The organism is Bacillus rugosus (assembly GCF_023238245.1).
Taxonomy (GTDB): domain Bacteria; phylum Bacillota; class Bacilli; order Bacillales; family Bacillaceae; genus Bacillus; species Bacillus rugosus.
On record NZ_CP096590.1, the window covers coordinates 2,871,326 to 2,883,926 of the forward strand.

Annotated in this window: 11 protein-coding genes; 3 read left to right on the plus strand and 8 right to left on the minus strand. The window is 44.5% G+C overall.

Features of this window, described 5'->3' with window-relative positions:
• Nucleotides 1-27: 27 nt before the first annotated feature.
• From M0696_RS14610 to dnaE, 7 genes are all read right to left on the minus strand, one after another.
• Nucleotides 28-411 (minus strand): FxsA family protein, encoded by a 384-nt coding sequence (locus M0696_RS14610; protein ID WP_166849738.1) that lies wholly within the window; start codon nt 409-411, stop codon nt 28-30.
• 94 nt (nt 412-505) lie between these two features.
• Nucleotides 506-2,263, minus strand: coding sequence for a pyruvate kinase (gene pyk / locus M0696_RS14615; protein WP_248602090.1), 1,758 nt, complete (start codon nt 2,261-2,263; stop codon nt 506-508).
• Between the two features lie 42 nt (nt 2,264-2,305).
• Nucleotides 2,306-3,265 carry a 6-phosphofructokinase gene (gene pfkA / locus M0696_RS14620; RefSeq protein WP_003223547.1) on the minus strand — a complete coding sequence of 320 codons (960 nt, stop codon included), beginning with the start codon at nt 3,263-3,265 and terminating at the stop codon, nt 2,306-2,308.
• A 183-nt stretch (nt 3,266-3,448) separates the two neighbouring features.
• Nucleotides 3,449-4,426 carry an acetyl-CoA carboxylase carboxyl transferase subunit alpha gene (gene accA / locus M0696_RS14625; RefSeq protein ID WP_014114756.1) on the minus strand — a complete coding sequence of 326 codons (978 nt, stop codon included), beginning with the start codon at nt 4,424-4,426 and terminating at the stop codon, nt 3,449-3,451.
• Nucleotides 4,411-5,283 (minus strand): acetyl-CoA carboxylase, carboxyltransferase subunit beta, encoded by an 873-nt coding sequence (gene accD, locus M0696_RS14630; protein WP_003223544.1) that lies wholly within the window; start codon nt 5,281-5,283, stop codon nt 4,411-4,413. The genes accA and accD overlap by 16 nt, the downstream gene beginning before the upstream one ends.
• A 334-nt stretch (nt 5,284-5,617) precedes the next feature.
• A complete protein-coding gene (ystJ, locus tag M0696_RS14635) occupies nt 5,618-6,850 on the minus strand; it encodes an NADP-dependent malic enzyme (protein ID WP_003223541.1) in 1,233 nt (410 codons plus the stop codon).
• A 136-nt stretch (nt 6,851-6,986) separates the two neighbouring features.
• Nucleotides 6,987-10,337 carry a DNA polymerase III subunit alpha gene (gene dnaE / locus M0696_RS14640; protein WP_248602091.1) on the minus strand — a complete coding sequence of 1,117 codons (3,351 nt, stop codon included), beginning with the start codon at nt 10,335-10,337 and terminating at the stop codon, nt 6,987-6,989.
• A gap of 139 nt (nt 10,338-10,476) precedes the next feature.
• Here dnaE and ytrH point away from each other — a divergent pair, with 139 nt between their 5' ends.
• The 3 genes from ytrH (at nt 10,477) to M0696_RS14655 (ending at nt 11,611) form a co-directional block, all read left to right on the plus strand.
• Complete coding sequence (gene ytrH, locus M0696_RS14645) at nt 10,477-10,818, plus strand: sporulation membrane protein YtrH (RefSeq protein WP_003229410.1); 342 nt, start codon at nt 10,477-10,479, stop codon at nt 10,816-10,818.
• Nucleotides 10,815-11,318: a sporulation membrane protein YtrI gene (gene ytrI / locus M0696_RS14650; RefSeq protein WP_166849729.1), complete on the plus strand. Its 504-nt coding sequence runs from the start codon at nt 10,815-10,817 to the stop codon at nt 11,316-11,318. Before ytrH ends, ytrI begins: the two co-directional genes overlap by 4 nt.
• Before the next feature lie 101 nt (nt 11,319-11,419).
• Nucleotides 11,420-11,611: a YtzJ family protein gene (locus M0696_RS14655; RefSeq protein ID WP_019715361.1), complete on the plus strand. Its 192-nt coding sequence runs from the start codon at nt 11,420-11,422 to the stop codon at nt 11,609-11,611.
• 17 nt (nt 11,612-11,628) lie between these two features.
• Here the strand turns inward: M0696_RS14655 and nrnA are convergent, their stop codons facing one another.
• Complete coding sequence (gene nrnA, locus M0696_RS14660) at nt 11,629-12,570, minus strand: bifunctional oligoribonuclease/PAP phosphatase NrnA (RefSeq protein WP_061186757.1); 942 nt, start codon at nt 12,568-12,570, stop codon at nt 11,629-11,631.
• Between the last annotated feature and the right edge of the window lie 31 nt (nt 12,571-12,601).

The window sequence follows — 12,601 nt, forward strand, 5'->3', positions numbered from 1 at the left end:
CAGCCCATGTTGCATGGCTGCCGTTTTTTATTTGATGATGATCCGTTTGTTCTTCGACATTCCTCTCAGCCATTTGAACAGAATCGGCTTACACCAGCTGCGGGTAAACGGGATAAGCAAGCAGGCGCCGGCCAAATCTGATAAAAAGCCCGGAAGCATCAGCAATAGACCGCCAATGAAAATGCACAGGCCGTCAACAATCGCTTCCCCGGGCATTTTGCCATATTGAAGATCACGCTGAACCTTGTAATACACTTCGGTTCCTTGTTTTTTTGCAGCTGCTGCGCCGATAATGCCCGACAGAATCATTAAAAGGACCGTCGGCAAAATGCCGATCAGCTTGCCTGAAAAGAGGAATATGCCGATTTCTATTGCCGGAAATACAATAAAAAGCAAAAATAAAAATCTCATATCCAAGCCCCCCCACACGTGTAACACGCCTCTGTTCAACAAAAGGCAAGATAAAGAGAAAAGGAAGGGATTCCCCTTCCGTTTTCACCTGTGATTAAAGAACGCTTGCACGGCCTTGGTAGACTGCGCCTCTGGAAGCGTCAACTGTAATTTCTTGGCCTTCTGTCAATATAGATGTTGCATTTTCCAGGCCAACGATTACTGGAATGCCCAGGCTTAATCCGACTACCGCAGCATGGCTTGTCAAGCCGCCTTCTTCTGTAATAAGGGCAGACGCTTTTTCAAGAGATGCAATCATATCACGGTCAGTGCTTTTTGTAACAAGTACCGCACCGTCAGTCATTTTTTGCTCAGCCTCTTTTGCATTTTGTGCAATGACAACCGGACCGAAAGCTGATTTGCGTCCGATTCCTTGGCCTTTAGCGACGATATCGCCGACAGTGTAAACTTTCATTAAGTTTGTAGTGCCAGACTCACCGACAGTGCCTGCTGTAATGACGATCAGATCGCCGTGTTTTACAATTCCGCTGTTTACTGATTTTTGGACAGCATCTTCAAGCATCTCATCTGTTGTGTTCGCATTTTGGCCGCTTTCAGCGAATACACCTGATACGAGCGCAAGTTTTCTGGAAACAGAGTCATTTACAGTAACCGCAACAATTGGCGCCTGTGGACGGTATTTCGCGATCATACGCGCCGTATGGCCGCTTTCAGTCGGTGTTACGATCGCAGCAGCATTCAGGTTAATCGCCGTATGTGCGACAGATTGTCCAATTGCGTCTGTAATCGTCATTCCCACTTGATCTCTGCGTTTTGAAAGAATTTCTTTATAATTTAAAGCTTCCTCTGAACGGGACGCGATGTTGTGCATCGTTTGAACCGCCTCAACCGGATAGCTTCCGGCAGCCGTTTCACCAGAAAGCATGATCGCATCTGAGCCGTCGAAGATCGCGTTTGCAACGTCACTTGCTTCCGCACGAGTCGGACGCGGGTTGCGCTGCATGCTGTCAAGCATTTGTGTCGCTGTAATAACAGGTTTGCCAAGTGCATTGCACTTTTTGATCAGTTCTTTTTGCACGAGCGGCACTTCTTCAGCTGGAATTTCCACACCTAAGTCTCCGCGTGCAACCATTAAGCCGTCAGACACTTCGAGAATAGCATCGATGTTGTCGACGCCCTCTTGGTTTTCGATTTTAGGGATGATTTGAATATCCTGAGCGTTGTGCTCTTCAAGAAGCTCACGGATTTCAAGCACGTCCGTGGAACGGCGTATGAAAGATGGTGCGATGAAGTCTACTCCCTGCTCAATACCGAAAACGATGTCTCGTGCATCTTTTTCAGTAATACCCGGAAGATTGACGCTGACGCCCGGTACGTTAACACCTTTTTTATTTTTGAGTGTTCCATTGTTCATTACTTTTGTTTTGATTTCGCGTTTAGCGGCATCTACATCTAGTACCTCAAGGCCGATAAGTCCGTCATCTAACAGAATCGTTGAACCTTTTTCAACGTCGTCAACTAAACCTTCATATGTGACTGAAATTTTATCTGTTGTTCCCACTACCTCGTCCATTGAAATGATAAGCTCTTTGCCTGTTTCAAGTTCAATGCCGCCGTTTTCCATTGTATGTGTACGGATTTCAGGACCCTTTGTATCAAGCAGGATACCGACGTTTTTGCCAAGCTTTTTGCTTGCTTCGCGGATATTTTTAATTCTTGCACCGTGTTCCTCAAAATCTCCGTGAGAAAAGTTTAATCGAGCCACGTTCATTCCTGACTCCATTAATTTCGTAAGCATTTCAACACTTTCACTTGCCGGACCGATAGTACAAACAATTTTAGTTTTTCTCATTTGGTTCACTTCCTTCTGAAATCTTCAGCCTTCAGCTGCACGTTAAATAGACAGTTCTTTTGAAAGCTGATACATGTTTTGCTCAACTGTGTGTTTTGTATCCAGTATTTCTATAATATCATGGTCTACAAGCTTATTGTTTTGTATACCTACACAGCGTCCGCCTTTTCCTTCAAGCAGCAGTTCAACTGCATATGCGCCAAGACGGCTTGCCAGCACGCGGTCAGCCGCGCTTGGAGAACCTCCGCGCTGGATGTGGCCCAGTACAGATACCCTAGTTTCAAGATTTGTTTCTTCTTCAATGCGTTTCCCGAACTCAACACCGCTGCCTACACCTTCGGCAACAATAATAATACTGTGTTTCTTGCCGCGTTCATGGCCGCGTTTTAAGCGGGCAATAATTTCGTGCATGTCATAGTCTGCCTCAGGGATTAAGATTGATTCCGCGCCTCCTGCAAGACCGGCCCACAATGCGATATCGCCGGCATGACGCCCCATTACTTCGATCACATATGTACGTTCATGAGAAGTCGCTGTATCGCGAATCTTATCAATTGCGTCAATTACTGTATTTAAAGCTGTATCGAAACCGATTGTAAAATCAGTGCCCGGAATGTCATTATCAATTGTACCCGGTACACCTACACATGGAAACCCGTGTTCCGTTAATTTTTTCGCACCCATATAGGAACCGTCTCCGCCGATAACAACAAGACCTTCAATACCGAGCTTTTTCAAGTTTTCTATCCCTTTTTCACGGCCTTCAACCGTTTTGAATTCAGGACATCTTGCCGTATAAAGCTTTGTTCCTCCACGATGTATAATATCGCCTACAGATCCGAGCTCAAGCTTTTCAATCTTTCCGCTGATCAATCCTGCGTATCCGTTGTAAATGCCGTAAACTTCAACGTCATGATAAATCGCTTTTCTGACTACTGCGCGAACTGCTGCGTTCATTCCCGGGGAATCCCCGCCGCTCGTTAATACCCCTATACGTTTCATTCTCCATTCACCTCAGCAACATATATGATTAAACATAACATGATCATTGCCCTAAAAACAATGAAAAGGGATCTCCATCCTCCCTATGAAACCTTACCTATTATACAATTAAATAAATTGTTTTTAAATAAAATTTAAAGAATGTCACAAAAAATAAACGTGAGCCAAAGGCTTCACGTTTATTTAGTTTACCCCGATATATTGATCTTCAACCGAGACTTTACCAATTGCTTTATATTTTTCATAGCGCTGCTGAACTAATTCTTCTTCGCTCAGCTTTAGCAACGTTTTTAGCGATTGTTTAAGGGTTTCGTCCATATAGCTTGCCTGCAGCTTTACATCGTGGTGCGCTCCGCCTTTTACTTCTTTAATCATATGATCTATAATACCTAATTCTTTTAAATCCGGCGCAGTGATTTTCATTGTTTCTGCTGCTTTTTTAGCAAGACTGGAGTCCTTCCATAAAAGTGCCGCGGCACCTTCCGGAGAAATAACAGAATAAGTAGAGTTTTCCAGCATATGCAAGTGATTACCTACTCCAAGACCAAGGGCTCCGCCGCTTCCGCCTTCACCGATGACGATACAGATAACAGGCACTCGAAGGCCAGCCATCTCAAATAAGTTCTTGGCAATCGCTTCGCTTTGTCCTCTTTCCTCCGCTGCTCGTCCAGGATATGCCCCCTTCGTATCAATAAAACAGATAATCGGTCTGTTGAATTTGTCAGCCTGTTTCATGAGACGAAGCGCTTTTCGGTAGCCTTCAGGATGCGGCATCCCAAAATTGCGGACAAGGTTTTCCTTCGTGTCTTTTCCGCGCTGGTGCCCGATTACCGTTACAGGAAGGCCATGGAACTTCGCAATCCCGCCAACAATGGCTTCATCGTCCCCGTACGCTCTGTCTCCGTGACATTCAAAAAAGTCGGTAAACAGGTGTTCGATATAATCAAGCGTTGTCGGACGGTCCGCCAGACGTGCGATTTGAACACGGTCCCAAGGCTTCAGATTTTTGTAAATATCATCCTGAAGCTTAGCGAGACGGTCTTCGAGCCGTTCGATTTCCGCACTTAAATCCATATCGGAATCTTGGGTGAATTTTTTTAGTTCGGCGATTTTCGTTTGCAGTTCAATCACCGGTTTTTCAAATTCTAATCTTGCAGCCACTCTATGTCACCTCCTGTTTGATGCATATCCAGCAGATTTTCTAATGTTTTTTTCATATCGTCGCGGTGAATAACCGCATCAAGCTGTCCATGTTTTAATAAAAATTCTGCCGTTTGGAAGTCCTCCGGCAGTTTTTCTCCTATTGTCTGTTCAATAATCCGTCTTCCGGCAAAACCGATCAGCGCGCCAGGCTCAGCGAAATTGTAATCGCCAAGGGATGCAAAGCTTGCTGATACGCCCCCGGTAGTCGGATGCGTCATCACTGAGATAATGAGGCCTTGTTCTTCACTGAACAGTTTTAGGGCAGAGCTTGTCTTAGCCATCTGCATCAAACTTAATACGCCTTCCTGCATTCTAGCCCCGCCTGAAGCCGTAAAAATAATAAACGGTACTTTATCAGCTTTTGCTTTTTCAATCGCAAGCGTGATTTTTTCACCGACGACTGAACCCATGCTGCCCATTCTGAATGAAGAATCCATGACTGCGACAACAGCCGGGTGTCCGCCGATGGTGCCCTTGCCTGTTACAACAGCCTCGTTTAAGGATGTTTTCTCGCGATCTTTTTCAAGCTTTTCCAGATATCCAGGGAAACCAAGCGGGTTTTCCGATAACATTCCCTGATTGAATTCCTCAAAGGATTGTTCATCCATCAAGCTTTCGATACGCTGTTTTGCGTTCATTGGGAAATGATAATCGCAGTTCATGCATACCCGCATATTTTTATCCAACTCTTTAGTGAGCATGATTTTTTTACACTTAGGACATTTTGTCATTATGCCTTCCGGAACATCGTGCTTCGCTTGATCAGACGGTACGGAAGCATACTTTTTCTTTTTCGTGAATATATCCTTTAACAAATGATTACCTCCCTTTTGTGAAGGGTTCTCTTCACCGCATGTCATCAAACAGATAGACTTGCTAATAACTTTACCGAAACTATTGTACTTTTTTTGTCAAACGCTGTCATCCTCAATTCGACAACTTTTTATTCAATGACGTATTAGGAAAGGTACGAATGAATTCAGATAAGACGTTGAAATAACAGGATTGGCAGCGCATTCAAAAATAACGTTAAACCCGGCTGAAATTTTTTTAAGACCAATGATTAAAAAAATTTCAGCCGCCAGTTTAACTTGAGAACAGCGCGCTGGTCTCCGCCAACGCGCTGCCATTTTTGGAATGAATTAAAAATTATTCGCCAATAATCGTAAGTTTTCTCGTTTTTTCAGCAACTTCCTCAGGGTCAACAGTGATTCTAGCAACACCTGTTTCCATCGCCGCTTTTGCCACAGCTTTCGCAACAGCAGGCGCAACACGTTTATCAAAAGGTGCAGGGATGACATAGTCTGCGCTAAGCTCATCTTCTGAAACCAGTGAAGCAATGGCTTCAACCGCTGCGATTTTCATTTCTTCGTTAATGTGAGTGGCGCGAACGTCAAGCGCCCCGCGGAAAATACCAGGGAATGCAAGAACATTGTTTACTTGATTCGGGAAGTCAGAACGGCCCGTTCCAATAACGCTTGCGCCAGCCTCACGCGCATCTTCCGGCATAATTTCCGGATTTGGATTTGCCATCGCAAAGATAATCGGATCTTTTGCCATGCTTTGAACCATTTCTTTTGTTAACGCTCCTGCTACAGACACGCCGATAAATACGTCAGCATCAACGATGACATCTTTCAGAGATCCGTCTTTGCGGTCTTGGTTTGTGAATTTCGCCACTTCGTTTTTGACATCGTTCATGCCTTCCGGACGCCCTTCATAAATCGCTCCTTTTGAATCGCACATCACGATGTCACGCACGCCGTAATGGTGAAGAAGCTTGATAATCGCAATACCAGCTGCACCGGCGCCGTTTGCAACAACTTTAATGGATGACATGGATTTTCCAGACAGTTTCAGCGCGTTTACAAGACCTGCTACAGTTACAATAGCAGTACCGTGCTGATCATCATGGAAAACCGGGATGTTTGTTTCTTTTTTGAGGCGCTCTTCAATGATAAAGCAGTTTGGCGCTGCAATATCCTCAAGGTTGACGCCGCCAAATGTCGGTTCAAGCAATTTAACAGTTTCAACGATTTTATCAACATCGTTTGTGTTTAAAGCAATTGGGAACGCGTCCACGCCTGCAAAGCTTTTGAATAGAACAGCTTTCCCTTCCATGACAGGAAGCGCGGCTTCAGGGCCGATATTTCCAAGGCCAAGCACAGCTGTACCATCAGTAACAACTGCTACCATGTTCCCCTTCATTGTATAATCATATACTTTGTTAATGTCTTCGTGAATATCCTTACACGGTTCTGCTACACCCGGGGAATACGCAAGACTTAAATCTTTCGCGTTTCTGACCTCTACTTTCGATTTGGACTCAAGTTTCCCCTGATTGACTTTATGCAGGTGCAATGCTTCTTCTCTTAATGACATTCTCCTAAACACTCCTTATGGATATTTTTTGATTCGTATATTGCTGCGTTGATTGCTGCATTCTGCGGAGTTGATCTATCTGAATATTTAAACAGGATCACATAATTGCTCCAATTGTATAACAAAAAGTGAAGCGTTACCACTGTTTTAAAACGACGTTTTTTTGACCCAACAGCTCTTTTAAGCGATATAACACCTGGTGGTCCGCATTGATATGAAACGACTCAGGAAGCTTAATTGTCTGTTTTTGCCTTTCATAATAGAGATAAACGCCTGTTTCCCCTTTATGCTCCAGCAAAATGCGCTTAATCTTTGCCAGGACCTCCTGACTGTGCTGACTGCTTTCTATTTTTATATAAACCGATGGCGCTTTTTCTGCATCCATATTTTCTAATAATTCTGCCCGGGACATGATGAACTGGACCTTATCCTGTCTTACTTCACATTTCCCCGCTGTGAACAAAAGAGCGCCTTCTCTTAAAACGGGAGAAAGCTGCCTGAATTGTTCAGGGAAGACTACGGCTTCCGTTTCGCCGGTTTCGTCACTGAGCGTTAAAAACGCCATGTTTTGACCTGTTTTCGTCCGAATTGTCTTGATCTTCGACAGCAGGACTCCGAGAGAAAGCTGCCTTTTGACAGCCTGCTGAGCCTGCAGAATGGTTGCTGCCCCGTGCGCAGCCAGCTGTTTTCGGAAAGCAGAGAGCGGATGATTTGAAAAATAAATGCCAAGCGTCTCTTTTTCAAACGCAAGTAAATCCACAAGCGGAAGCTCCTCCGTCTCCACATACTTCGGCTTAATCGAAAACGATTCATCTAAAAACAATCCCATTTGGTCGTCGTCCCCGGCGAATAACTCAGCATGTTCCAAGGCAACATCAATGGTTGCGAGCAGCGTGGCCCGGTTTTGGCCGAATTCGTCCATCGCACCAGAAAAGATAAGTGCTTCAAGCATTTTGCGATTTACGCTTTTTGACGGCACACGAAAGCAGAAATCGAAAAGATCTTCAAATGGTTTCTCTTTTCTTGCTTTATATATATCTTTGACTGCTGAGACGCCTACACTTTTTATCGCGCGGAGGCTGTATCTGACAGATCCGTCTTCAACTGTAAACGGAAAACTGCTTTTGTTCACTGACGGAGGAAGGATACGAATCCCGCTCCCCTTTGCTTCGTAAAGATATTGAGATATTTTATCCTCATTGCCAATGACGCTTGTCAGCAAACCGCACATAAAATATAACGGGTAATGAGCTTTCAAATACGCAAGCTGGCAGCCGATCATGCTGTATGCCACCGCATGGCTTCGGTTAAAGCCATAGTTTGCGAATTTGACGATTAAATCGTAGACTTCATTTGCAGTGTCTACAGAATACTCCTTTTTTAAGCACCCTTCAACAAAATGGCTTCGCTCTCTGTCCAGAATTTCTTTTTTCTTTTTGCTGACCGCCCGTCTCAGCAGGTCCGCTTCACCTAAAGAAAACCCAGCCATGCGGGAAGCAATCATCATAATTTGTTCCTGATACACAATGACACCATATGTATCTTCCAAGATACTCCTTAAATCTTCATGAGGATAGTGAACAGGCTCCCGGCCGTGTTTACGGTCAATAAATAGCGGAATATTTTCCATCGGACCAGGCCGGTACAACGCATTGACCGCCACAATATCCTCCAATCCGGAAGGTTTAAGCCGCTTTAGGACGCTTCTCATCCCTGCAGATTCAAGCTGAAAAATCCCTGTCGTATCCCCTTTTGACAGTAAGGAGAACGTTTTGTCATCACGGTAGGAAATACTTGATAGATCTATTTTGATATTTTCTTCTTTTTCGATCATTGAAGTAATGGACTCGATCAGAGTCAGGTTGCGCAAACCTAAGAAATCCATTTTTAAAAGGCCCAAGTCCTCAAGATGATCCATCGCGTATTGCGTCAAATATATCCCTTCATGCCCTTCCTGAAGCGGAACAACATCAGTTAACGGTTCTTCACTAAGGACAACGCCTGCTGCGTGGGTTGATGTATGCCTTGGCAGCCCTTCTATTTTTAAGGCAATTGTATAGACTTGCTGAAGCAGGGTTGACTCCCGAAGCCGCTTATCCAGCTGCGGCGACTGCTTTCTCGCTTCATCCAGCGTCATGCCCGGCCTTGAAGGAATGAGTTTTGCAAGCTGATCTGCTTCCTTCGGGTTTACGCCGAATACTCTGCCGACGTCCCGAAGCGCCGCTTTTGCCGCAAGTGTTCCAAAGGTAATAATCTGCGCAACATGCATCGCACCGTATTTCTGCTGAACGTATTGGATGACTTCATCTCTTCTTGTATCCGGAAAGTCAATATCAATATCGGGCATGCTGATGCGTTCGGGGTTTAAAAATCGTTCAAACAGCAGGTGATGTTTAATCGGATCAACATCTGTGATATACAGCACATAAGCCACGAGAGAGCCTGCCGCAGAACCCCTTCCCGGTCCCGTGACGATCCCTTTTTCATGGGCATGCTTCATAAAATCCCATACAATCAGAAAGTAATCGCTGAACTTCATCCTTTTGATGACATCAAGCTCATATTGAAGACGGCGAAGATATCGTTCATCAGGCGTCGTGCCAAAACGGGTTCGGAGTCCTGCCGTACAGATGTCCGTTAAATAATCATCAGCGGACGTTCCGTCTGGAGTCGGGAAAGACGGGAGACGGGTCTGCCCGAGGCTGACGTCAACTCGGCATTGTTCCGCGATCTCAACAGAAGCTTGCAGTGCTTCGGGATGCTCTCGATAAATGTTTTGCATTTCTTCGAGTGATTTCAAATCGAGATCAGGAAGATCTACTGCGGGTGCATCAGTCAGTTTTTCACCTGCTTTAATCGCTTTCAGACAGCGGTAGGCAGCCTTATCTTCTTTCCTTATGTAATGCACATCGCCTGTCGCCGTAATAGGGATACCGGTTTCTTCAGACAGCTGCAGAATTTGCTCGGACAAGGCTTGATTCCCTTTAAAAGGCTGATAAGAGAAATAAAAGGCTTCCTTTCCGAATATAGACTGAAATTCAAGTGCGGCTTGAGCGGCCTGTTCAAACAGCCCTTCTTCAAGAAGCATTTCAATATATCCTTTATCACCGGGCGTTATAGCGATAATGTCTTCTCGATAACTGTGAAGCCATTTCGGCTTTAGCCCGCCTTTTGATTTCGATTGCAGAACGCTGCTGATTTTCAGCAGATTTTGATAGCCTGTATTTGATTTTGCCAGCAGGACAAGCGGGTAGGCTTCAAGTTCGTTATCATCTGTAAAAACAGAAGCTGTCAAACCGATTATCGGGTTGATCCCTCTCGCCTTGCATGCTTTATAAAATTGAATAGCTCCGTACATGACATGATCATCTGTCAGCGCCAAAGACGCATATCCGAGCCTGTCAGCTTCACTGACGAGCTCTTCCACAGCCGCGGCGCTGTTTAGCAGGCTGTACCCGCTATGCACTTGCAGGTGAACAAAAGACATGCTATCACCTCTTTCTCATTACGATCTATTTCTTTCTTTATTATAAGTCCGGTTCCCAAAAGAAACAAACGTTCTTTTTCGACTACTCATCATACTTGTCCTGAAAGCTCAATATGATATAAAAGGTGAGGTGATAAAGATGGATCAGGAAGCAGGATTTATGGTGAATTTTATTAATAGTTACTTCATTGCGTTAGGGGTGCTGATCGGGGGCGCACTCATCGGAGGGCTCGGAGCATATTTGGCAGGCGAGCCCCCGCTTACGGCGATTACAAAGCTTGCGAACCGGTTAAAAATATGGGCGCTTGTTGCAGCTATCGGAGGCACCTTTGATGCGGTATACAGCTTTGAACGGGGCATTCTTGAAGGCAATACGAGAGATATCTTTAAGCAGCTTCTTTTGATTATCTCGGCCATGGGCGGCGCGCAAAGCGGCTGGCTCATTATTTCATGGCTGACCCAGGAGCATCTTTCTTCATGAGGGTTCCCCAGCATTACAAAAAACCGGGGTGGCAGCGCTTTTTTGCGGGAATGATGTGCGGAGCCGTAATCAGCTGGTTCTTTTTCCTGTTTACTTACGGAACATTCCAAGAGGAGCAGGTCAGCCTCATCGAAAAACAAAAAGAGCATGTGAAAGACTTAAACAATCAAATTTCAATCTATCAGGAAGACCTCCATAAACTAAATGAAGATAATAAAAGAAAACTGCTGATTCAAAGCGTCAGCGTTAAGTTACTGAATGGGGATAAATATAAAATATCGCAGCCGGATAAAACGAAATTCGAGGAGCATGTAAAGGATGATATTTCAGAGGTGATTACAAAAGACATAGAGAGCGTCTATCAAACAAAGGATCTTTTAAAACGGACAATCGAAAATAAAGTCTATATGATCAATGAAAAAAAATACGAGGCAACTGTCAGGGAATTAACGATTTATACAAGACTGACAGTAGAACTTGAAATTTCATTCGCCGCGTAATTATGGATTTTTTTTAAATTCTCCAAACTTCTGTCGCTTTTTCCCATTCTTTTTTATAAACTATATGTGAGGCTTAATGGCGAAAGGAAGGAGGAAGGGAAATGGAGGTTTACAGTGACCGTCAGTTAGCAAAAGATCAAACAGCCCGGCTCAGACAAGGTTTTTCTGCATATGCCGAAACACACTCACTCGCTTCCCTCATCAAAAAAGAACTTCAATCTCACAATCTCCAAGTCTATGAGGACCTTACTGATTTTGGCTGCTGGTTCATCCCCGTCACAGATGAACACTAAGAGAGAGGGTCTCCCCTCTACTCGTGTTCTTTACATAATGTTTCCAGATCAGCTAAAATCCGATCGGCTTCATCCCAGCTGTAAATAGAGGCGCCTGAAGCAAGCGGATGTCCTCCGCCGTTATATTTGCGGGCAAGTCCGTTAATGACAGGCCCCTTCGAACGGAATCTGACTCTGATTTGATCGTCTTCTTCTACGAAAAACACCCAAGCGCGAATACCTGAGATATTCCCAAGCGTCCCGACAAGCTGCGACGCTTCTGAAGCCGTTGTGCCGAACTTTTCAAGCGTATCCTTTTTGATGAAAACAGAAGCTGCACCGTTTTCGGATAATGACACATTTTGAAAGATATAGCCGTTAAGCTTCACCACATTCAGTTTTGTTTCATACAATTGATTAAACAACTCTGAGGAAGAGAATGGATACTGAATGAGCTCGCCTGCATATTTTAATGTTTTTTCCGTTGTATTCGGAAATAAGAAGCGTCCGGTATCTCCGACAATACCGGCGTAGATGAGCTCTGCCGCTTTCGTATTCAGCTTCCAGCCGTGCTCTTTTCCTTCTAAATACAGCTCGTAAATCATTTCACTTACTGAGCTCGCGCTCGTATCGACCCAGAGAAGGTCACCGTATGGATCTTCGTTCGGATGGTGGTCGATTTTCATCAGTTTGGCGCCTGAAGGATAACGCTGATCGTCGATTCTTTCCTGATTTGCCGTATCGCAGACAATGACAAGTGCGCCTTCATATGTTTCATTGTCCACCTCATCAAGGGAATATAAGAAAGAGAGGGACGGTTCAGGTGTGCCGACCGCAAAAATATTTTTTTCAGGATATGTTTCACGCAGGATTTCTGTAAGTCCGCACTGTGATCCGTAGGCATCCGGATCAGGACGCACATGTCTATGTAAGATAATCGTGTCATATAATGATATGGTTCTGATCAGTTCTGTTTTCATTTGATACTCCTTTATTGTTTTTATTCATTAA